The 20,880-nt window shown below is 68.5% G+C and carries 20 protein-coding genes; 14 read left to right on the top strand and 6 right to left on the bottom strand.

The window, feature by feature from the left end; all coding sequences use genetic code 11:
- Nucleotides 1–31: 31 nt before the first annotated feature.
- From UK23_RS22070 to UK23_RS48850, 4 genes are all read right to left on the bottom strand, one after another.
- Complete coding sequence (locus tag UK23_RS22070) at nucleotides 32–754, bottom strand: class I SAM-dependent DNA methyltransferase (protein WP_045313499.1); 723 nt, start codon at nucleotides 752–754, stop codon at nucleotides 32–34.
- Between the two features lie 35 nt (nucleotides 755–789).
- Nucleotides 790–2,037: a cytochrome P450 gene (locus UK23_RS22065; protein WP_045313484.1), complete on the bottom strand. Its 1,248-nt coding sequence runs from the start codon at nucleotides 2,035–2,037 to the stop codon at nucleotides 790–792.
- A gap of 315 nt (nucleotides 2,038–2,352) precedes the next feature.
- On the bottom strand, nucleotides 2,353–2,823 hold the full coding sequence (locus tag UK23_RS22060; protein WP_045313483.1) for a nucleotidyltransferase domain-containing protein: 471 nt from the start codon (nucleotides 2,821–2,823) through the stop codon (nucleotides 2,353–2,355).
- Nucleotides 2,824–2,874: 51 nt separating this feature from the next.
- Nucleotides 2,875–5,664, bottom strand: coding sequence for a caspase, EACC1-associated type (locus tag UK23_RS48850; protein WP_156213301.1), 2,790 nt, complete (start codon nucleotides 5,662–5,664; stop codon nucleotides 2,875–2,877).
- Between the two features lie 340 nt (nucleotides 5,665–6,004).
- On the opposite strand from UK23_RS48850, the gene add reads away from it, so the two are divergent.
- Nucleotides 6,005–7,009: an adenosine deaminase gene (gene add / locus UK23_RS22050; RefSeq protein ID WP_045313482.1), complete on the top strand. Its 1,005-nt coding sequence runs from the start codon at nucleotides 6,005–6,007 to the stop codon at nucleotides 7,007–7,009.
- Between the two features lie 87 nt (nucleotides 7,010–7,096).
- Here add and UK23_RS22045 read toward each other — a convergent pair whose 3' ends face one another.
- Entirely contained in the window at nucleotides 7,097–7,618 is a 522-nt protein-coding gene (locus tag UK23_RS22045) for an isochorismatase family protein (RefSeq protein WP_052684926.1), read from the bottom strand.
- A gap of 93 nt (nucleotides 7,619–7,711) precedes the next feature.
- Here UK23_RS22045 and UK23_RS22040 point away from each other — a divergent pair, with 93 nt between their 5' ends.
- Nucleotides 7,712–8,566 carry an SGNH/GDSL hydrolase family protein gene (locus tag UK23_RS22040; RefSeq protein WP_082114865.1) on the top strand — a complete coding sequence of 285 codons (855 nt, stop codon included), beginning with the start codon at nucleotides 7,712–7,714 and terminating at the stop codon, nucleotides 8,564–8,566.
- A 19-nt stretch (nucleotides 8,567–8,585) separates the two neighbouring features.
- Here the strand turns inward: UK23_RS22040 and UK23_RS22035 are convergent, their stop codons facing one another.
- The gene (locus UK23_RS22035) at nucleotides 8,586–9,704 is read right to left on the bottom strand and encodes an FAD-binding protein (protein WP_045313480.1); all 1,119 of its coding nucleotides are present in this window, start codon (nucleotides 9,702–9,704) and stop codon (nucleotides 8,586–8,588) included.
- A gap of 91 nt (nucleotides 9,705–9,795) precedes the next feature.
- On the opposite strand from UK23_RS22035, the gene UK23_RS22030 reads away from it, so the two are divergent.
- The 12 genes from UK23_RS22030 (at nucleotide 9,796) to UK23_RS21970 (ending at nucleotide 20,843) form a co-directional block, all read left to right on the top strand.
- On the top strand, nucleotides 9,796–10,683 hold the full coding sequence (locus UK23_RS22030; protein ID WP_231114618.1) for a helix-turn-helix transcriptional regulator: 888 nt from the start codon (nucleotides 9,796–9,798) through the stop codon (nucleotides 10,681–10,683).
- Nucleotides 10,684–10,759: 76 nt separating this feature from the next.
- Nucleotides 10,760–11,128, top strand: coding sequence for an STAS domain-containing protein (locus UK23_RS22025; RefSeq protein WP_045313478.1), 369 nt, complete (start codon nucleotides 10,760–10,762; stop codon nucleotides 11,126–11,128).
- A gap of 11 nt (nucleotides 11,129–11,139) precedes the next feature.
- Nucleotides 11,140–12,414: a prolyl oligopeptidase family serine peptidase gene (locus UK23_RS22020; protein ID WP_045313477.1), complete on the top strand. Its 1,275-nt coding sequence runs from the start codon at nucleotides 11,140–11,142 to the stop codon at nucleotides 12,412–12,414.
- 271 nt (nucleotides 12,415–12,685) lie between these two features.
- Entirely contained in the window at nucleotides 12,686–13,876 is a 1,191-nt protein-coding gene (locus UK23_RS22015; RefSeq protein WP_045313476.1) for an aspartate kinase, read from the top strand.
- A complete protein-coding gene (locus UK23_RS22010) occupies nucleotides 13,873–15,078 on the top strand; it encodes a type III PLP-dependent enzyme (RefSeq protein ID WP_045313475.1) in 1,206 nt (401 codons plus the stop codon). Before UK23_RS22015 ends, UK23_RS22010 begins: the two co-directional genes overlap by 4 nt.
- Complete coding sequence (locus UK23_RS53880) at nucleotides 15,075–15,809, top strand: holo-ACP synthase (RefSeq protein ID WP_231114616.1); 735 nt, start codon at nucleotides 15,075–15,077, stop codon at nucleotides 15,807–15,809. Before UK23_RS22010 ends, UK23_RS53880 begins: the two co-directional genes overlap by 4 nt.
- Nucleotides 15,809–17,260 (top strand): class I adenylate-forming enzyme family protein, encoded by a 1,452-nt coding sequence (locus UK23_RS21995; RefSeq protein WP_045313494.1) that lies wholly within the window; start codon nucleotides 15,809–15,811, stop codon nucleotides 17,258–17,260. Before UK23_RS53880 ends, UK23_RS21995 begins: the two co-directional genes overlap by 1 nt.
- Complete coding sequence (locus UK23_RS21990) at nucleotides 17,260–17,508, top strand: acyl carrier protein (protein ID WP_045313474.1); 249 nt, start codon at nucleotides 17,260–17,262, stop codon at nucleotides 17,506–17,508. The genes UK23_RS21995 and UK23_RS21990 overlap by 1 nt, the downstream gene beginning before the upstream one ends.
- Nucleotides 17,505–18,749 carry a diaminobutyrate--2-oxoglutarate transaminase gene (gene ectB / locus UK23_RS21985; RefSeq protein ID WP_045313473.1) on the top strand — a complete coding sequence of 415 codons (1,245 nt, stop codon included), beginning with the start codon at nucleotides 17,505–17,507 and terminating at the stop codon, nucleotides 18,747–18,749. The genes UK23_RS21990 and ectB overlap by 4 nt, the downstream gene beginning before the upstream one ends.
- Nucleotides 18,746–19,138, top strand: coding sequence for an ectoine synthase (locus UK23_RS21980; RefSeq protein ID WP_045313472.1), 393 nt, complete (start codon nucleotides 18,746–18,748; stop codon nucleotides 19,136–19,138). Before ectB ends, UK23_RS21980 begins: the two co-directional genes overlap by 4 nt.
- Nucleotides 19,135–19,623, top strand: a complete 489-nt coding sequence (ectA, locus tag UK23_RS21975) for a diaminobutyrate acetyltransferase (protein WP_045313471.1) — start codon at nucleotides 19,135–19,137, stop codon at nucleotides 19,621–19,623. Before UK23_RS21980 ends, ectA begins: the two co-directional genes overlap by 4 nt.
- A complete protein-coding gene (locus UK23_RS21970; RefSeq protein ID WP_045313470.1) occupies nucleotides 19,620–20,843 on the top strand; it encodes an MFS transporter in 1,224 nt (407 codons plus the stop codon). Before ectA ends, UK23_RS21970 begins: the two co-directional genes overlap by 4 nt.
- The last annotated feature ends 37 nt before the right edge of the window (nucleotides 20,844–20,880 follow it).

Here is a 20,880-nt window from a genome sequence, read left to right as displayed (position 1 = left end):
CACAGAGGAACTCGACCGTCGGGCAAGAACGTTACGCGGCGGCCTCGTACACGCTCACGTGCCGCCTGCTGTCGGCGGTGAACGGTTCGCCGTTCCAGCCGCCCCATCGGTCGCGCAGCCTCAGCCCCGCGATGCGTGCCATGAGATCGAACTCGGCCGGGTAGGTGAGCCGCTGCCGGATCGGGCCGAACCGGATGCCGTCCGCGGTGATCTCCACGTGATTCTCGTCGAGCAGCTGGGTGACCGGGTCGTAGCGGTTCACGTCGAACCCGACCCGGTCGATCTCCAAGGTCTCCACGTCGATGAACTGGTGGCGTGGCCGTGCGGCCCAGCCCGGCAGGCCGGACTCGATCACGAACACGCCGCCGGGCGCGAGGTGGCGTGCCGCGTTCTCGAAGCAGCGCACCTGGTCGTCCTGGGTGAGCAGGTTGCAGATCGTGTTGTAGACCAGGTACACGAGGTCGTACGTGCGGTCGGTGCCCGCGCGGGACATGTCGCCGATCGTCACGTCGATGTCGCCACCGCCGGGTTTCTCCCGCATGCGCGCCACCATGTCCGGCGAGAGCTCGATGCCGTCCACGGCGACACCGGCTTGTGCCAGTGGCAACGCGATGCGGCCGGTGCCGACCGCGAACTCCAGTGCCGACTTGCCGAACCCCGCGAGGAACCGGACGGTGTCCGCCTCGTCGCCGCGGAGCGAGTTGTCGTAGGTACGGGCTGTTTCGGGACCGAAACTCGGATTGAACCCCTTCACGAACCCCACGCTAAACCCCGCGGCCAGCGAGTTTCTCAGACGTCCCAGGCGATCGGCAGATGTTTGACGCCGAAGATCGTCGACGTCGTCCGCACGCGCACGTCCTCGGCGGGCACGGCGAGCCGGATTCCGGGCAGCCTGCGAAGCAGCTCGCGGAAGCTCACGGACATCTCGATGCGCGCGAGCTCGTTGCCCAGGCACTGGTGCACGCCGTGGCCGAACGACAGGTGCCTGCCGCGGGGCCGGTCGATGCGGAACTCCTCCGGCCGCGGGCACTCTGCCGGGTCGCGGTTGGTGGCGATCACCGAGCACATCACCGTGTCGCCCTCGTTGATCGTCACGTCGCCGATCCGCACGTCCTGCAACGCATAGCGCACGATCCCGGTATCCACAATGGACAGATACCTGAGCATCTCCTCGACCGCGGTCTCCATCAGCTCGCCGGGGTTGTCGCGCAACGCCTTCAGCTGCGCGGGATGGTCCAGCAACGCGAGCACGCCCAGGCCGAGCATGTTCGTCGTCGTCTCGTGTCCGGCGATCAGCAGCAGGTTCGCCAGGCCGACCATCTCGTCGTCGGACATGTCGCTGGTGTGCGCCAGTTCGGACAGCAGGTCGTCCTCGCGGCCGGCGCGCTTCTGCTGCACCAGGCCCCACATGTAGCGGTGCATGCGGGTGCCGACCTCGATCAGGCCCTCCAGGTCGGTCGCCATGTCCAGCAGCTCGATCGTGTCGTCCTGGAAGTGCCCGCGATCCTCGACCGGCACGCCGAGCAGCTCGCAGATCACCAGTGACGGCACCGGCAGCGCGAAGTCGCGGATCAGGTCCGACGGCGGCCCCGCGGCCACCAGGACGTCGATGCGGTCCTTGACGATCGCCTCGATCTGCTCGGTGAGCGCCCGCATCCGGCGCATCGTGAACTGCCGGGCCAGCAGCCTGCGGTACCGGGTGTGCTCGGGCGGGTCGGTCGTGATGAACGACCCGGCCCGGCTCTCGGCGCCCGCGAACTTGTCGCGCATCGCCGGGTCGAGCTTGTCCCGCAACCGCTTGACCTTGAACCGGTCCGCGCTCATCCGCGGGTCGGACAGCAGGGCACGTGCGGCGTCCTGCCCGGTGACGAGCCAGAGCGGCTCGTCGTGGTGCTCGACCTTGTGGATGGGGCCTTCCGCGCTGAGGCGGGCCAGTCGCGGCGCCGGGTCGAACGTGCTCGCGCGCTCCATCAGGTCGGCCGGCAACACGGGTCTCATCGCGTCGAGCGCGGCGTCCGGTTTCGAGGCAGTCGTCATCGCGTCCTCTTCGGTCGAATGTTCGGTCGGCGGCAATGCGGGGGAGGTGCGAGTTCTAAGCCGCGAGAAACTGGGGAAAGAACTGAACCTCTCCGCGTTCCGGAAAGCCCAAAACTGGTTCGTATCCAACCGATATTGCCATCTCTGCGCTCTGACCTGCTGGAACTTCGATTACAGGAGAATGACCGCTGCTGTCATCAGGAATGCGTGCAGCAAAAGAATGCCCTTTTTGCCGCCCGTCTCCATTGGTATTTCAAATCGCTCGTGACGACGAACGGCGGTATGGCCTGCGTGCGGTTGGCCTACGACCTGAGTTCACAATTCGGAGAGCGCTCGCAGCAACGTCAGGTCGTGCAGATCGCGTTCACGCGGTTCGTAGCCCTGGTGGAAGTACAGCTGTTGCTCGACGGACAGGCAGGGCACGGCGATGCCGAGGATCGTGCCGGTGACGAAGCACTCCGCCGGGTAGCGAAACGGTTCGACGGTGAGTGAGGACTGTTCGGCGCTGCCGTCAGGGGAGAAGCGGAGCGGGTGCAGGTCGATCTCGCGGCCTCCCGCGTCGGTGAGCACGAACCGCACCGGCCGCCACGAAAGCGTTTCGACGAACCCCAGCGCGGCCAGGGCGTCGAGCACCGCGGGCTCCTGTTCCTCGCGGTGCATCAGATCGAGGTCGTCGTGCGGCCGGGTCTGCTCGCCCACCAACGCGTCGACACCCCAGCCGCCGCCGATCCAGACCTCGTTGCCGTCCAGGGCGGCCAGGATCTCCAGCACGTGCTCAGCGATCACCGAGCCAGACAATCACCGGAAGCGGAACGGGTCCACCACATTTGGCCCGAGCTACTTGGGTTGGCCGGTTGCGGCGTCCCACAGGCGCACGGTGTTGTCGGCGCTGCCCGTGGCGACGGTGTTCCCGTCCGGGCTGAAAGCCGCGCACCACACCTGATCGGTGTGCCCGTCGAGGGTGGCCGTCACGGTTCCGTCGACCGTGCTTCGCACCCGTGCACGGTGATCGCCGGTGTCGTTGTCCGTGCCGACGGTCGCGAAGTAGCGGCCGTTCGGGCTGAACGCGCGGACATCGGTCGTCCCGTCGACCGCCGCGGCGATCGGAGTGCGGGCGTAGAGGTTCCACACCTCCGCCACGCCGCTGCGCCAGTTGCTGGTGGCGAGCGTCTCGTTGTCAGGACTGAACAGGATCCGCCCGAACGGACCGCCGCGGTCCGGCTCGATGGTCAGGGCGACCGCGCTGTTGCGGATGTTCCAGATCCGGATGTCCCTGTCCTTGTGGCCCACGGTGGCGATCGAGTTGCCGTTGGGACTGAACGCCAGGTCGACGGGCCCGGCGTTGTACGCCTCGGGCAGGGTGGTCACCTGCTCGCCGGTGCTCGTGCTCCACAGCCACGTGCCGTCCTGGCCGACGGCCGCGGCGACGGTGCTGCCGTCGGGACTCAGCGCGACGGCTTGGACGGGCTGCTGGGCGGTGAGCGTCGCGGTGGCCTTACCGGTGGTGGTGTTCCACACCGTCACGGTCCGGTGGTCCCGCCTGGCCATCGCGACGAATCTGGTGTCGTGGCTGAAACTGACCAGTGCGTCGTAGTCGGCGTTGAACTCGCGTGCGGTCCGGTGGGTGGCCAAATCCCAGACTCTCACCTTGCTGCGGGTGGTGACCGTCGTCAGGGTGTTGCCCTGGGGGTCGTACGCCACGCCGACCACCTCGCTCTCGTGCGCGAGGACGGTCGCACCGCTGCGGTCCACGTGGGTGGTGTAGCCGTAGACGCCTTGCGCGGCGAGCAGAACGAACACGGCGAGGTACGCGAGTATCCGGAGGCGGAGTGCCAGGAGGTGGCCCCGTGCGGCGTGCAGGGCGAGGCCCGCGGTCACCAGCGTGAGCACCAGGACGGCCAGGCCCAGCCACATCAGGGACAGCGTGCTGACCCTGGCGTAGCCGGCACCCGCGTAGTCGACATCGGCACCGGCCGCCGCGAACACGACCCACAGTCCGGCCGCGGACCCCGTCAACACCGACAGTGCGAACTTGCGCGGCGTCAGCACCGCGACGAGGAGCGGCGTGGTCGCCGTGACGACTGCTGCCACCAGGAAGCTCGAACGGAAGAGCTGGTTCTCCAGGTGAATCTGGAGCAGGGCTGCGGCCACGCCGGACGTGACCAGGGCGATCGATCCGACCTGTGGCCACGGCAGGGAGGCGTGCGTTCGTCGCAGACGCACCTCGCGCGTGCGGAACACGGGCGCCACGACCACGGCCGCGGCGAGGTAGAAGAGGACCAGGCCGGCCGGGGTGCGCAGCAGGACCTCGTGATGCCAAGGAAATCCGGGGAGATCGAGGCCGAACGCGACACCGCCCCAGATCGCGGCGATCGCCAGGCCGAGGAGCAGCCCGGCGCCGATCAATGCATTGGTCCGCGGCACGAGCACGTACACGGCCGCTGCCAGGAACGCGACGACGTAGGCGGCGATCACCGAGACCAGGCTGCCCAGTCCCGATGTGGTTCCAGCGGCCGTCAACAGTGCCGCTGCCGCTGCGAGGACGCCACCGGCGAGGTACGACCACCGACGGCGCCTGGTCGGCGTGGTCGTGGTCGTGGTCGTGGGCGTGGGCGGCTCGGCGGGCGGAGGTTGCGGCGCGGGCGGCTCCTCGCCTCCCACCGCGACCGAGCGCCACAACTCGACCGCCGCCGCGGACACCTGCTCGTCGTGATCCTGAGCGAGGCGCCCTACCTGGTCCAGCACCTGCGCGCGCACGTGGTCGTTGCCGATCCGGTGCAGGTGCGCGAGCCCGCCCAGCGCGGATCGCCGGTCAGCAGCCGCGGAACTGCCGATCGCGTGGCGCAGGTGGGCAGGCAGCGCCCAGTTCACGTTGCGGGCGATGACCGTGCGGCCCTCGACGTTGTCCTGCTTCTTGGGCCGTTGTTCCGGCCGCTCCTCCACGACCCGGTCGTAGACGTAGCCGTACAGCTCGTCGAGCGTGATGTCGCCGTCTCCGTCGAGGTCCGCGCTGCCGTCGCGCAGGCCGGCGACCAGGTGCCGGGTGAAGACGGACCTCGGCGCCTCGCCACGGGGACGGTTGGTGCCCTCGAACGAGTACTGGGTGGCGTCGGACGCGGTGAGCACGGTCCGGCCCCGGCCGCCGAACCGCTCCAGCGTGTGCACGTCCCTGTCGCCCTTGGCCAGCCACCCGGCCGGGAACGCGCCGCTGTAGCAGCAGTCGAGGACGAGGACCTTCTGCCGGGAGACGCAGCCCTCCATCGCCTGGTCGATCCGCTCGGCCGCGAGCCCGGTGAACAGCAGGTTGTCGCGTCGCGTGTCGGCCATCGCCAGGTACAGCCGCCCGGCGTCGTCCTTGAGGCCGTGGCCGGTGAAGTAGAGCAACGTGAGGTCGTCGCGCCGCAGATCCCGGTAGAAGGCACCGATGGCGGCGCCGACGACGTGGTGCGGCTCGTTGATCAGCGTGGTGACCTCGAACCCGGCGATCCGGGGATCGGCCAGCACTCCGGCCAGCGCTTCGGCGTCGTGGGCGGGCGCGGTGAGCCTTCGCAGCCCGGGATCCTGGTACGCGTAGGTGGCGATCAACAGCGCCAGCCGCCGCCCCACGCCCGTACCCCCGCTCGTCACGACACCACGCTCCCGAGGAGAAGTCGTTCAACATCGTGATTTGGTTACGCACGAACGGTGGCAAGAACCGGGCGCACGGAGTTCGGAGTTCGTAAACGGCCCTCGCGCGTGCGGGCGTGCAGTGGAGGCATGCCTTCGCCCGCGCTGCGCACGACGCCGACCGTCCGAGCGAGCCGTTGAACGCGGTTTCGCTGTGGCGATCCCGAAGCTGCTACGTTCGAGATCGTGCCGGACTTCAAGCTGCCGCTCTACGGCGCTGACACCGAACGCGGCGACCTCGCTCCCTGAGTCGTCCCGTTCTTCCCGGCACCCTTCACCGTTCTTCCCAGGGAGCTTCGCCATGCGCTCGTTCATCCACGCCCTGCCCAAAGTGGAGCTGCACCTCCACCTCGTCGGCTCGGCCGGCATCGACACCGTGCTGGAACTGGCCCGCCGCCACCCCGAGGCAGGCGTGCCCACCGGCCGCGCCGAACTGGAGCGGTTCTACACGTTCCGAAACTTCGACCACTTCCTGAAGGTCTACTGGGCCGTCCAGTCGATGCTGAAGGGCCGCGCCGACATCCACGCGCTCGTCGTGGGCCTGGCCCGTGACCTGGCGGCGCAGAACGTCCGGTACGCCGAGGTGACCGTGACGCCGTACAACCACGTGCTGGACGGCTTGTCCGCGGACGAGGTGTTCGCCGGCCTCGCCTCCGGCCGTGCAGAGGCCTTGTCGTCGGGCGTTGATTTGGCCTGGTGCTTCGACATTCCCGGTGAGAAGGGCCTGGCGGCCGCGCGGGAAACCTTGGCGTTCGCGCTCACCGAACGTCCAGAAGGCCTGGTCTCGTTCGGGCTCGCCGGTCCCGAGGCCGGCGTCGGCCGGGCCCAGTTCGCGCCTTTCTTCGACGCCGCAAGGGAAGCGGGTCTGCACGGCGTGCCGCACGCGGGGGAGACCACCGGCCCGGAGACGATCTGGTCCGCGTTGCGCGACCTGAAGGCCGAGCGGATCGGGCACGGCACGAGCTGCGTCCAGGATCCCGCGCTGGTCGAACACCTCGCGTTGAAAGGGATTCCGCTGGAGGTGTGCCCGACGTCGAACGTCCGCACCCGGCAGGTCGCGTCGATCGCGGACCATCCGGTGCGGCAGATGCTCGACGCCGGAATCGTCGTCACGCTGAACACCGACGACCCGCCGTTCTTCGGCGCCACGCTGGAAGGCGAGTACCTGGCCGTGGCCTCGACGCTGGCGCTGAGTCACGCGGAAGTGGCGCGGCTGGCTGAAAACGCCGTGCTGGCCTCGTTCCTGCCCAACGCGCGCAAGACGGTGCTGCTGGAAGAGATCTCCGCGGTGCTCGCCGCGGTGTGAGTGTTGAACGCGACGTACCACAGGACCTCGTGCGACCCAGGTCGTGCGCCTATCGGCGGCAACGGTTTCACCTGTTTGTCACCGAGTTCAGGTGAAGATCTTGCCTGCTGGGCGCACTTTCACGGTTCCGCCGGGGTGGACGGCGTTGCTGAGGATCCGGTTGTGCCTGGCGATGATCTGCTCGGCGGTGAGCCCGGCTTCGGGGTCCGGCACCGTCGAGTGCCCGTCCTCGACCAGGATCACGTCGAACCCGCGGCTGACGGCCGCCCGCACGGTCGCGTCGACGCAGTAGTCGGTGCCGACGCCGGTGAGGACGATGGTGCCGGCGTCTTCGAGGGCTTGGTGCAGACCGCTCTCGTAGAAGCCGTCGGTCGCGGTCTTCCGGATGACCGTGTCCTCTGGCCGCAGCCTGAGGCGCCGGGAGAGTTCCGTGCCCGGTGCGCCCGGTTCGAACATCGGGCCGCCGACCTGCTGCAGCGCGATGACCTGCACGCCGTTCGTGCGCGCCCGGTCCGCGAGCTCGGCGATCCGGTCCGCCAGCTCCGGCCCCTGCCACACCACCGGGATCAGCACTTCCTGCATGTCGACGATCAGCAACGCCGTCTTCATGCCTTCCACGCTAGCGCTTTCCCCGTTTCGCGGCGCAGTCCGTTCCGGTTCGGGCAGGATGGCGCTGGGAACAACATCGACATTGGGGGTTCGATGAAGAGAACTGTTGTTGTCCTCACGGCTGTTTTGGCCGCACTGGGGATCGCTCCGACCGCTCACGCCGCCCGCCCGGCTTCCCTCGTGCTGCTGGGCGACTCCTACGCGTCCGGTACGGGAGCCGGCGCCTATCAAGACGGCACCGCCGGCAACTGCTGGCGCAGCAACAACTCCTACGGCGAACAGGTGGCCGCCCGCCTGCGCGCCCAGGGCAGGCTCAGGTCGTTGACGAACGTCACCTGCAGCGGCGCCGCCACCGCCGACCTGTCCCGCCCGTTCAAGGACCGCCCGGCGCAGCTCGACTCGCTGAGGCGCGACACCGACGTGGTGCTGCTCTCCATCGGCACCAACGACATCGACTACGCGGACTACGGCGGCACGTGCATCCAGGCCGACTGCGCCGGCGCACCCACCGAGGCGATCCTGGCGAAGCTGCCTGCCATGGGCCGCAACGTTTCCGCGCTGCTCACCGAAATCCGCAAGCGCAGCCCGTACGCGCGGGTGATCCTGGTCGGCTACGGCCGTCAGGTGTCCACTTCGGACAACCCTCCCGGCGCGACGCTCGACCCGGTCTGCGGCGACGGCATCCTCACCGCCGCGGAACGACGTGAGGGCAACAAGGTCGCGGACGGCCTCGACGCCACGCTGCGCTCCACCGCTGCGCACAAGGGCGTGGTCTTCGCCAGCCCGTTCGCCTATCCGGACAGGTTCGACGGTCATGCCCTCTGCGAGGCGGGCACGCCGTACCTGCGCGGGTTCGACGCGCTGGCGCCCGGTCAGGAGGGGCCGGAAGCCGTGTTCCACCCGAACCAGCAGGGTCAGGCCGCGCTGGCCACGCTCGTCCGGGTCTGAGCTCGCCCGGCGGAACGCTCTACAAAGGATCGAGGTAGAGCGTTCCGCCTGCCCGCAGCACCATTTTCGTCAGCACGTCGTTGGCTTCCACCATGGGCCGCGCTGTTTCTTGGTCTGACGCATACCTCAGCGCGGCGACGAGGAACACGAGCTCTCCGGCCGGCAGCTCGAGCGCGCTGATCCGTTCCGGCCGCAGTGGATAGGCGAGGACGAGCCCGAAGTCGCTGTACAGGTCTTCGTCCTCGGTCTCCAGATGCCGCAGCACTTCCTCGACCGCGTGATCGGGCACGAACAGGTTGCACCACGGATGCGGAGACTCCCGGAGACCGGCTTCCCGGAGCACTGGTTCGCTTGCCGCGAGCCGATTCACGAAGTCCCAGTAGCTGGTGACGTGCGTGTCGGCGTCGTCGAACTCGAGGCCGTCGAGACTCGCACCAGAATGGCTGACAGCTTCGAGCTCGCGGACCCGCCGCCCGTCGCGGACCTTGAGCTGGCCCTCCAGGTAGTCGAACGAGCCGGCGTCGATGAGCAGGCGCTGGTCCGCGACGAGTTGCGCGACCGAGCTGTAGCGGAGCCGGTGCCACTGCACGGTTTCGGGCGCGGGCACCAACCTCAGGGTGGCTCGTATGATGATCCCGTTGCGCCCGCGCCCGGCCAGCACGGGGTGGGCGGGGCCGCAGCTGACGAGCTCTCCGGACGGCGTGAGGACGTCGAGCGCGAGCACGTTGTCGGTCTGCGCGCCGAAGTGCTGGCTCGCGCCGCCCAGCCCGCCGACCGAGAGCGTGCCGCCCACGGTGAGTTCGAGGTAGTCGGTGAGCACGGGCGGGGTGAGGCCGCGGGGGAGCGTGGCGCGCAACACGTCGCTCCACTTCGCGCCCGCGTCGACGACCACGCGGTCGGAGCGGACCTCGTGGATCGTGTCGAGCCCGGTCATGTCGACCACCACGCCGTTCAACGCCTGCGCCTGGCCGTCCAGCGAGTGCCCGGCACCGCGCGGCACGACCAGCGCGTTCTCCCGGAGCACCGCGCTGATCTCGGCGATGCCGGACCGGCGCAGCACCGCGGCGGGGCGGTGGTGGACCAGGCCGCCGTAGTCGCGGGCGGCCTGGTGGAGGGTGGCCTCGTCGGTGTGGAGCATGAGCCCACCGTGCCAGAGGAATGATCCGTACTGCCGATGGACACCGCCGCGTCGGACGAGGATCGTGCAGCTTGTGGAGCAGGTCGTCGAAGTGACCGACTTGGACGCGGCACACGAGGTCCTCAGCGCGGCGTACAGCCGGATACGCATCGACGGTGGGCGCGATCGGTCGCTGATGAGGATGACCTCGCGAATGCTCGGGCGTGTCCGGTTCGACCGGATCAGCGGCCACATCGGGCTCGAGGCGACCGGGGAGCCGCTGGGCAACTACGTGTTCGGATACCTGGAGTCCGGGTGGATCCGGCACAGTTCGGACGGTGAGGACCGGTTGTCGCGATCGGGCGACGTGTTCCTCAGCGCGCCGCCGGACCGGCCGTTCGGTGCGGCGATCGACGACCCCGAGGTGTCGATGGTCGTGCTGAGCCAGGAGGTGCTCGACGAGATCGCCGACGGGGTGAGCTTCGCCGGCTGCCGTCCTCTCTCGCCTCAGGCTGCTGCCGCGTGGCGATCCACGTGCGTGCACCTGCGCGATGAGGTGCTACCGGTGTTCGCTGGCTCGCCGCTCGTGGTGGCCAACGCGACCCGTCTGCTCGTGGCCACGACACTGGCTGCATTTCCTACCAACGCGCTCAACGAGTCCGTTGCGGATCGGCGTGATGCGCATCCTCTGACCGTGCGGCGTGCGGTCGCGTACATCGAGGACAACGCCGCTGACGACATCACCGCCGCGGACATCGCACACGCCGCACGAGTGTCCATCCGTGCGATACAGCTGGCGTTCCGCCGTCACCTGGACATGACGCCGATGGCGTACCTCCGACGCGTACGCCTCTCGTGTGCCGATGCCGACCTGCGCGCCGCGAACGGTTCCGTCACGGCCATCGCCGCCCGTTGGGGCTACGCCCGTCCGAGTGTCTTCGCCGCCCACTACCGCTCCGCCTACGGGGTGTCGCCCTCGCAGACCCTGCGGTCAGGCTGAGGACGCTTCGCTTTCGCGGCCGGTGTCTTCGTTTCCGCTGCTATCGCGTGCGTTCCGGGTGCGCTGAAGTGGTGCGATGAGCGCCTGTGAGACCAGCCCGTTCGCCGTGCGGACGAAGCGCACGGGTACCCAGTTCGTGGCCACCTGCCGCGGCGAGATGGACGTGACGACGTGCGACCTGTTCTTCGCCGCCGTCCTGCCCGGCATCACCGACACCGCCACCAGCCGCGTGTCGATCGACCTGGCCGACGTGACGTTCCTGTCCGCGAGTGGCCTGCGCAGCCTCCTGCTCCTGCTGTGCGCCGCGCACTACAACGGCAAGTCGTTCGACCTGCACCGCACCCAGCCCCAGGTCCGCCGCGTGCTGGACCTGTTCGGTTTCACCACCTTCAAAGCGGGCCTTGTGTGGGAGGCAACCATGTCGCGGACGAGCCGCCCTCACTAGCTTGACCAGCTATGTTGCTCCCGCTGGTGCTAGTACTCGCGCTGACCCCGCCGACGGCCGCGGTGCACGTTCCGGGCGCCGAACATCAGCAACTCGCCCGCCTGTCCGACCTCACCACCACGGGCCTGGTCGCCACCGGCCACACCGACCCGGCCGACTGGGCGGGCCTGACGAGCGCGGCCCTGCCCGTACCCGCCGCCGTCCCCGGCATCCAGATCGACGGCTACTTCCCGGACACCTCCTCGTCGAACTCGAACAACGGCTGGGCGCACGACTCCCAGTTCGTGCTGCGCCTGCCCGACCGCTGGAACGGCGGCCTCGTCGTCACCGGCGCCCCCGGCGTGCGCGAGCAGTACGCCAACGACCGCGCCATCTCCGACTGGGTCCTGTCCCGCGGCTACGCCTTCGCCGCCACCGACAAGGGCAACACCGGCGCGCGGTTCTACCGCGACGGCCGCGCGATGGAGGAGTGGAACCGCCGCTTCACCGAACTCACCGTCGCCGCTCGTGCAGCTGTTCTCAGTCGTTACGGCCACTTTCCGCGCCGGACCATCGCCACCGGCATCTCCAACGGTGGCTACCTGGTGCGCTGGCAACTCGAGAACCGCGCCCACCTCTACGACGGCGGCGTCGACTGGGAGGGGACACTGTGGACGGTCGACGGCCCCAACCCGCTGACCTTCCTGCCTCCCGTCCTGCGTTCGTATCCTGCTTATGCAGCAGGTAGTTCCGACGCCCATGAAGCGATGGTCGCGGCTGGTTTTCCCGCCGGCACGGAATTCCTGTGGGACTACCACTACCGCTACTACTGGGACCTGACGCAGCGCATCTACCGCGAGGAGTTCGACCCGGGGTTCGACGGCACCTTGGAAGCCGGCGTCCCGTTCTGCTCGTCGGGAACACCTTCGTGCGACGCGGACTACTCCTACGCCGCGCGACGCCGCATCGCCGGCCCCGCGGTCTCTCGTGTCGCGTTGACGGGCAAGCTCAAGCGCCCGCTGCTGACCGTGCACGGCACCTACGACGTACTCCTGCCCATCAGTCAGGACTCCGACGTGTACGCGGCCATGACCCCCGGCCGCCTGCACCGCTACTACCGCGTCGAGCAGGGCACGCACGTGGACGGCCTGGTGGACGCCTACCCGGACCGGCTGCGTCCACTGGCGCCGTGCCACCGCGCGGCCTTCGTCGCCCTGGAACGCTGGCTCGACGGCGTGACGCCACCACCGTCCGCCACCCTGGCCCGGCCCGCGGACGTGGCCACCTGCCCGCTGCCGGCCAGCTGAGGGCTGTTTTCGAATCAGCCCCCGGTGTCAGGATTCGCGATGTCCACTGTGGAGCTGTTCGGCAATACTCGAAGACATTTTGCGTGAGCCGTCCTCGAATTCGGCCAACTCTCCATTGTGGATGCACGTTGCGTGAGCATTTGCGACGAATCTAGTCCCATCGGGTGATGCGTGATTGGGGTGCGTGAAGGCCCGGGTACCTACGCCACATGGGGATGATGAGGAGAATTAACGGTATTCGCGGCGTGGCCCTGTACCGCCGTCTTCGATCATGAAAGTGACTGTCCGGAAATACGGTGGCAGTTCACTCTCGAACCTGAAACGCGTGCACAGCGTCGCCGGCGACGTGGCGCACGCCCGCGCGTCCGGCAGCCGGGTCGTGGTCGTGGTCTCCGCGATGGGTGACACGACCGACGCCCTGCTCGGTCTCGTCGACGAGGTCACGCCCACACCGCCTGCTCGTGAGGTCGACACGTTGCTCGCGACCGGGGAACGGCAGTCGGCGGCGTTGCTCGCGATGGCGTTGCAGGACATGGGTGTACCTGCGGTTTCTCTGGATGGGGCGCAGGCGGGCATCGGTGTTGTCGGTGATCACCGCGCCGGGGTGATCGAGGAGCTCGACACCGCGCGGATCGCCGAGCAGCTGACCAGGAACGCCGTCGTCGTGGTCGCCGGGTTCCACGGCACCAACGACACCGGTGACGTCGTCACGCTCGGGCGAGGTGGTTCCGACACCACCGCCGTGGCCGTCGCCGCCGCGCTCGCAGCGGACAGGTGCGAGATCTTCACCGACGTTGCGGGAATTTGCACTGCCGATCCACGAGTGGTCCCGCGTGCGCGCGTACTACAGGTCGTCACCGCCGCTGAAATGGCGGAAATGGCGTTCGCCGGCGCTGGAGTAGTTCATCCCAGAGCAGTGGAACTGGCTGCTCTGTATGAATTGGACGTGCACGTCGGCAGTTCACTGGACAACCGCATCGGAACCGTCGTGCGGGGAGGGCGGATGAAACAACTCGAAACCAGAAATGTCGTCACCGCCGTGGTTCACGACGAGAGCTCGGTGCTGTTCCACGTCAACTCGCCGGGCGGTGACGGGTTGTGCACCGTGCTCGACGAACTGTCGGCGAGCTCAGCCGCGGCGGACATGCTGACCATGTCGGACCAGGCGGTGTCGTTCACCGTCGGCGCCGACGCGGCGGACGGGCTGCGCGAGGCGTTGACGCGGGCGGGTCTGCACGTGCGGGCCGAACCCGCCACCGGCAAGGTGTCGATCGTCGGCACCGGGCTGTCGAGCAGGCCCGATGTCACGTCCCGGCTGTCGCGCTGTCTCCGGGAGGCAGGCGTCGCCGTCACCCACGCCTGGGCGTCACAAGCGCGCGCTTCGGTGATCGTGCCGCGTGACCGGACCGCGGACGCGGTGAACATCGTCCACGACGAGTTCGGACTGGAGGTGAGCACGTGAACTTCGAAGAGCTGGCCGAGGAGTTCGGCACGCCGTTGTTCGTCTACGACACCGCCGAGCTGCACCGGGTCCACCAGCGGCTGCGCGGGGAACTGCCGGACAGCGTCGACGTCCTGTACTCGCTCAAGGCCAACCCGAACGTCTCGGTGTGCGCGTACCTGCGTTCGCTCGGCGTCGGGGCGGAGGTGTCGTCGCACGCCGAGCTGGCCACCGCGCTGAAGGCGGGCGTGCGACCAGAGGACATCATCTTCCTGGGGCCGGGCAAGGACATCACCGAACTCCAGGCGTGCGTCGACGCGGGCATCCACGCCGTCGTCTGCGAGTCGGTCGAGGAACTGCACCAGCTCGACGACATCGCCGGTCCGCGCGCCATGATCCGGATCAACCCGTCGTTCGGCGCCAAGGGCTCCGGTCTCACGATGGGCGGCAAGCCCAGGCAGTTCGGCATCGACCAGGAGGCGGTCGGCAAGATCGACCTCACCACCACGCGGATCATCGGCGTGCACGCCTACATGGGCACCAGGTTCCTGGACCACGACGACATCGTGCGCAACACCGCGGAAATCCTCGCCATGGCAGAAGAAGTCGCGGGCGCGTTGGGGATTCCACTGGAAACGGTGGACTTCGGCGGCGGACTCGGGGTCGCGTACTTCGACAACGAGACCGACCTCGACCTCAGCGCCCTGGGTGCGGGACTGCGCGAGGTGATCGAGCCGTTCACCCGCAGGCACCCGGAAACGCGCCTGATCATGGAACTCGGCCGCTACCTCACCGCCACCGCCGGCACGTACGTCGTGCGGGCGCGGTACGTGAAGCAGTCGCGTGGTGACTGGTTCGTCGTGGCGGACGGCGGCACGAACCACCACATGGCCGCGGTCGGCATCGGCAGCTTCGTGAAGCGGAACTTCCCGGTGCGCCACCTGACCAACGACGGCTCGCGCCGGCAGTACACCGTCACGGGCCCGCTGTGCACGCCGAACGACGTGATCGCCAAGAAGGTCGAGCTGCCCGAGGTGCGGCCCGGTGACCTGCTCGCCGTCGGACGTTCCGGCGCGTACGGCCCGACCGCCTCGCCGGGCCTGTTCCTCAGCCACGGCTACCCGGCCGAGGTGATCGTCCACAACGGACAAGCGCACCTGGTCCGGCAGCGCGACACCGTGCAGGACTTGCTGGCGCGGCAGACGCTGGTGGACTTCCGGTGATCGGCATCGACGTGCTCGACCGCACCGAGCTGGACCGGCTGCTGAGCAGGCGCTGGTTCCTCGACCACATCTACGCGCCGGAGGAGCTCGCTTACGCGCAGAACCTCGGCCCGGAACGCCGCCGGGAGTTCCTCGCCGGCCGGTTCGCCGCGAAGGAGGCCGTGCTCAAGTCGTTGGGCACCGGGATGTTGCGCGGAATCGCGCCACGTGACATCCGGATCGGCCGGGCCGGCAGCGGGGCACCGGAGGTGGAGCTGCGGGGCAGTGCCGAGTGCGCCATGAAAGTGCGGACATCCATCACTCACAAGGCGAACGTGGTCGCAGCGGTTGCGATCAGCCAGAGGGAGGAGACCATGACCACCGCCTCGTTGCGCGTGCGCATCGGCGGAGAGGAAGGCCACTACGGTGGCGGGCTCGTCGACGGCGCGCGCGTGCTGAAGCTCTTCGGCGACGTGCTGACCGAGATCACCGTCCGCACCGACGGCGACGAGGGCCTGCTGTCCGAGTACACCGAGGTGAAGTTCCACGCACCGGTGCGGCCGGGGGACTTCATCGAGGCCCGCGGCTCGGTGGTGCGGGAGACGCGGTTGCGCCGGGTCGTGGAACTGACGGCGCACAAGGTGATCGCGGCACGGCCGGACAAGGCCGAGACCGCCGCGGAGGTGCTGGCGGAACCGGAACTGGTGTGCACGGCCACCGCGACGACGGTGGTGCCGAGGGAGGGAAGCTGATGTTGCACGAGCTCCTCGACCGAGCCGCCGCGGAACGGCCCGACGCGCCCGCGATCACTTCCGGAGGAAGGCGGGTGACCTACCGCGAGCTGGCCGAGCTGAGTCTGCGGATGGCGGACGCCCTCTCCGGACGTGGTGTGCGGCGTGGTGAACGGGTGCTGTTGCGCTCTGCCGACGGACTGGCCGTCGCGGCGGCCTGCTACGCCGTGTCGCGGACTGGCGCGGCCTTCAGCGTGCTGCACGAGGAGGTGCGCGGGGAGCCTTTGCGGCACGTCGTCGGCGACTGCGAACCGGTGCTGCTCGTCGGTGACGACGATAGCGACCCCGAGGCCGTCAGGTTCGAGCACATCGCCGCCCTGTCCGAATCATCACATGCGGCACCGACAGATCCCTGCCCCGCCCTGGAAGTCGACCCGGCCTGCCTGATCTACACCTCGGGCACCACATCGCTGCCCAAGGCGGTGGTCAGCACTCACCAGCAGATGCTGTGGGCGATCGGCGCCATCCAGCAATGTCTGAACTACCAACCGGACGACGTCATCTACTGCCCCCTGCCGCTGTCCTTCGACTACGGGCTCTACCAGGTCTTCCTGGCCACCAACGCCAGAGCGCACCTCTGGCTCGGCACCCCGGCCGAAAGCGGTCCGCCGCTGCTGAAGAACCTCGCCGAGGCCAAGGCGACCGTGCTGCCCGGCGTACCACCGGTGTCGGACCGCCTCGCGTGGCTGCTGCAGCGCGGCGGCGACCTGCCGCACCTGCGGCTGCTCACCAACACCGGCGCCGCCCTGTCCGAGAAGACCACCGAGAAACTGCGCCGGCATCTGCCGAACCTCAGGATCGCGCTGATGTACGGCCTGACCGAGTGCAAGCGCACCGCGATCATGCCCCCGGACGGCGACCTCGACAAGCCCGGCGCGTGCGGGCTTCCGTTGCCCGGCACCGAGGTTTTCGTGATCGACGACGAGGGAAACCGGGTACCACCGGGGGAGATCGGGCAGTTCGTCGTCCGCGGCCCGCACGTCATGGCCGGCTACTGGCGCAGGCCGGAGCTCACCGCAGAACGTTTCTACCGCAAGGACGGTCTCTTTCCGGAACTGCGCACCGGTGACTACGGGCGCATGGACGAGGACGGCTACCTGTACTTCAGCGGGCGGCGGGACGACATCTACAAGGAGCGCGGCTTCCGGGTCAGCGCCACCGAGGTGGAGGCCGCCGCGAACCGCGTCCAGGAGGTCGAGAAGGCCGCGGTGCTGCCGCCGACCGAGGACCGCAAGGCCGTGCTCGCCGCAGTCACCGGCATCAGCGCCGAGGAAGTGCTCGAGAAGATGCGCGAGCACATCGAACCGTTCAAGATCCCGCGCCGGTGCGTGCGGTTGGAGTCGTTGCCCACCAACAACAACGGCAAGATCGACCGACGTGAACTGGCCACCATCATCGAGGGGAGTGAGTGATGGAACGCGAAGAAGTTGTCACCGCACTGGAGAAGGCGCTCACGGAGGTGCTCGACCAGCCGGTCCATGACCTCAAGGGTGACACGCGGCTGTTCGAGGACCTGCACCTGGACTCGACCACCGCGCTGGAGACGTTGATGGCGCTGGAGGACACCATCGGGCTGGAGGTCGACCCCGAGGAGCTGGACGCCGACGACTTCGAGACGGTGGACAAGTTCACCGACTTCGTCCTCAAGGCCAAGGCATGAATGTCTTCACCGCGCTCGAGTCCAACGTGCGCAGCTACTGCCGCGGCTGGCCCGCCGTGTTCGACAAGGCCAGGGGCAGTCGCATCGCCGACGAGAACGGGAAGTCCTATCTGGACTTCTTCGCCGGTGCGGGCACGCTGAACTACGGGCACAACAACCCGATTCTCAAAGAGGAGCTGCTCGCCTACCTCGGCGGTGACGGCGTCACGCACGGGCTCGACATGGCCACCACGGCCAAGCGCGCCTTCCTCGAAACGATCAACGAGAAGCTGCTGGCACCACGCGGTCTCGCCTACAAGGTGATGTTCCCCGGCCCGACCGGCAGCAACGCGGTCGAGGCTGCGCTCAAGCTCGCCCGCAAGGTCACCGGCAGGCAGACGATCGTGTCGTTCACGAACTCGTTCCACGGCATGTCGCTCGGCTCGCTCGCGGTCACCGGCAACGGCGCCAAGCGCGCGGGTGCCGGAGTGCCGCTGACGAACTCGATGCCGATGCCGTTCGACCGCTACCTCGACGAGAACGAACCCGACTTCCAGTGGTTCGAGCAGATGGTGCTCGACGAGGGTTCCGGACTCGACCACCCGGCAGGCGTGATCGTCGAGACCGTGCAGGGCGAAGGCGGTGTCAACGTCGCGCGCAAGGAGTGGTTGCAGGGCCTCGCGAACGTCTGCCGTGAGAACGACATCCCGTTGATCGTGGACGACATCCAGATGGGCTGCGGCCGCACCGGCGCGTTCTTCTCGTTCGAGGACGCGGGCATCACGCCGGACATCGTCACGGTCAGCAAGTCCATCAGCGGTTACGGGCTTCCGCTCGCGCTCACCCTGTTCCGGCCGGAGTACGACGTCTGGGAACCGGGTGAGCACAACGGCACGTTCCGCGGCAACAACCCGGCGTTCGTCACGGCGACCGCCGCGCTCAACACCTACTGGTCCGACGACGTGCTGGAAAAGCAGACCCGCTCGCACGGCGAACGCGTCGAAACAGCGCTGAAGCACATCTGCGTCGAGCACGACGCCCGCACCCGCGGCCGGGGACTGGTGCAGGGCCTGGAGTTCGCGGAACCGGACCGCGCGGGCCAGGTGGCGCGCACGGCGTTCCGAAAAGGACTGCTCATCGAGACGGCGGGTCCGCAGGACCAGGTCGTGAAGCTGCTGCCGCCGCTCACCACCACCGCCGAGGAACTGGACGAGGGACTGGACATTCTGCGCAGCGCCGTGGAGGAAACGGAGGAAGCATGATCGTTCGATCGTTCGAGGAGATAGAGGACACCGACCGGCACGTGAAGGCGGCCTCCGGCACGTGGGAGAGCAAGCGCATCGTGCTGGCCAAGGAAGGCGTCGGCTTCTCGCTGCACGAGACCACCGTGTACGCGGGCACGGAAACGACCATGTGGTACGCCAACCACATCGAGGCCGTGCTGTGCACCGAGGGTGAAACCGAGCTGACCAACGAGGAAACCGGCGAGAAGCACCTCATCAAGCCGGGCACCATGTACCTGCTCGACGGCCACGAGCGGCACACGCTGCGGCCGCGCGTCGACTCCAAGTTCGTCTGCGTCTTCAACCCTCCGGTCACCGGCAGGGAGGACCACGACGAGAACGGCGCCTACCCGCTGGAGGAGTCATGACCCAGACGATCACCTTCCGCGAACCGACTCCCGCGGACGGGCTCGCGGTGTGGGAGATGGTGAAGGAACAGCCGAAGCTCGACCTCAACAGCGCGTACCTGTACGTGTTGTGGTTCCGCGACTTCGCTGACTGCTCGGCGGTCGCGGTGGCGGACGACGAGGTGATCGGGTTCGTGATGGGCTACCGCAGGCCCTCCGCGCCGGACACGCTCTTCGTGTGGCAGGAGGCGGTGCAGGCCCGGCACGGCGTCCCCGACCTCGGCATCGACCTGTTCGACCACGTCGTGCGGCAGCAGATCGACAAGGGCGTGAAGTACGTCGAGGCGACGGTGTCGAAGGACAACCTGCCGATCATCCTGGTGCTCAAGAAGGTCGCCAAGAAGCACGGCGTGCCGATCGAGAAGCAGGACGTGCTGTTCGGCGCGGACCACTTCCCAGGTGAGCACCACGACGAGGTGCTGTACCGGTTCGGGCCGCTCGAGTGACCACAACGCGAACCCGCACGACAGCACGGGCGTGGTGGGTGGTCGCCGCCACCGCCGTGGTCATCATGACCGCGGGCGCGACCACCACCATGTCCGGGCGGCTCGTCGCCCCGCTGCACGACGAGTTCGGCTGGACGCACGGCGCCATCGGTGTCGCGGTGTCGTTGAACATGGTGCTGTACGGCGTCACTTCGCCGTTCGCCGTGGCGTGGATGGACCGGTTCGGCATCCGCCCCGTGGTGCTGCCCGCGCTGCTGCTGATCGCCGTCGGCACCGCAGGCACCGCCTTCATGGCCGACACGTGGCAGTTCACGTTGCTGTGGGGCCTGTGCGTCGGCCTGGGCACCGGCTCGTTGTCGATGGTGTTCGCGGCGCTGATCGCCGGCCGCTGGTTCACCGAACGTCGCGGCCTGGTCACCGGCCTGCTCACCGCGTCGAGCGTGCTGGGCCAGTTCGCGTTTCTGCCCGCGCTGTCGTGGCTGGCCGACCACCAGGGCTGGCGCGCGCCGATGATCGTGCTGGCCGCTGCCGCCGCGGTGGCCGCGTTGTGCGCGTTGGCTCTGCTGCGCGACCATCCGCCCGGGGTGCACCCGGAACCAGTGCCCGGCGCGCTGACCCGCGCGGTCCGGGTGCTGTTCGCGGCCGGCCGCACGCTGCCGTTCTGGTTGCTGGCCGGCATGTTCGCGATCTGCGGAGCCACCACGAACGGTCTCATGTGGAGTCACTTCACCCCGGCCGCGCACGACCACGGCATGGCGCTGACCACCGCGTCGTCACTGCTGGCGCTCATCGGGTTCTTCAACGTCGCCGGCACCGTGAGCGCGGGCTGGCTGATCGACAACGTCGACCCGCGCCTGGTGCTGTCGGTGTGCTTCGGCCTGCGCGCGGGCACGCTGTTCCTGTTGCCCGTGCTGCTCACCTCGCACGTCTCGGTGCCGCTGGTGGCGTTCGTGGTGGCGTTCGGCGTGCTCGACGTGGCCACGGTGCCGCCGACGATCGCGATCTGCCGCGAGTTCTACGGCGAGGACGGCGCGATCGTGTTCGGCTGGGTCAACGGCGCGCACCAGATCGGCGCGGGGCTGATGGCCGTGTCCGGTGCTGTCGTGCGTGACTCCTCCGGCAGCTACGACCCGGTCTGGATCGGTGCCGGAGTCCTCTGCGTGGTCGCGGCGGTCGTGTCGCGCCGCATTGGTTCCTCCACCACGTCCCAGCGCACCTGAGCATCAAGCCGTTCAGGGTGCAGGACAAAGCCCGGCC

This window comes from Lentzea aerocolonigenes (assembly GCF_000955955.1).
Classification (GTDB): domain Bacteria; phylum Actinomycetota; class Actinomycetes; order Mycobacteriales; family Pseudonocardiaceae; genus Lentzea; species Lentzea aerocolonigenes_A.
Note: the sequence above shows the minus strand (reverse complement) of the source record. Positions and strands in the feature narration are given on the sequence as shown.

What these genes read in the sequence shown, in the direction of transcription:
- UK23_RS22020 (WP_045313477.1), top strand. Translation starts at nt 11,140, where the DNA reads ATGTTGCTCCCGCTGGTGCTAGTACTCGCGCTGACCCCGCCGACGGCC.
- UK23_RS22025 (WP_045313478.1), top strand. Translation starts at nt 10,760, where the DNA reads ATGAGCGCCTGTGAGACCAGCCCGTTCGCCGTGCGGACGAAGCGCACG.
- UK23_RS21990 (WP_045313474.1), top strand. Translation starts at nt 17,260, where the DNA reads ATGGAACGCGAAGAAGTTGTCACCGCACTGGAGAAGGCGCTCACGGAG.
- UK23_RS22040 (WP_082114865.1), top strand. Translation starts at nt 7,712, where the DNA reads ATGAAGAGAACTGTTGTTGTCCTCACGGCTGTTTTGGCCGCACTGGGG.
- UK23_RS22065 (WP_045313484.1), bottom strand. Translation starts at nt 2,037, where the DNA reads ATGACGACTGCCTCGAAACCGGACGCCGCGCTCGACGCGATGAGACCC.
- UK23_RS21995 (WP_045313494.1), top strand. Translation starts at nt 15,809, where the DNA reads ATGTTGCACGAGCTCCTCGACCGAGCCGCCGCGGAACGGCCCGACGCG.
- UK23_RS22015 (WP_045313476.1), top strand. Translation starts at nt 12,686, where the DNA reads ATGAAAGTGACTGTCCGGAAATACGGTGGCAGTTCACTCTCGAACCTG.
- ectB (WP_045313473.1), top strand. Translation starts at nt 17,505, where the DNA reads ATGAATGTCTTCACCGCGCTCGAGTCCAACGTGCGCAGCTACTGCCGC.
- add (WP_045313482.1), top strand. Translation starts at nt 6,005, where the DNA reads ATGCGCTCGTTCATCCACGCCCTGCCCAAAGTGGAGCTGCACCTCCAC.
- UK23_RS21980 (WP_045313472.1), top strand. Translation starts at nt 18,746, where the DNA reads ATGATCGTTCGATCGTTCGAGGAGATAGAGGACACCGACCGGCACGTG.
- UK23_RS22045 (WP_052684926.1), bottom strand. Translation starts at nt 7,618, where the DNA reads ATGAAGACGGCGTTGCTGATCGTCGACATGCAGGAAGTGCTGATCCCG.
- ectA (WP_045313471.1), top strand. Translation starts at nt 19,135, where the DNA reads ATGACCCAGACGATCACCTTCCGCGAACCGACTCCCGCGGACGGGCTC.
- UK23_RS22035 (WP_045313480.1), bottom strand. Translation starts at nt 9,704, where the DNA reads ATGCTCCACACCGACGAGGCCACCCTCCACCAGGCCGCCCGCGACTAC.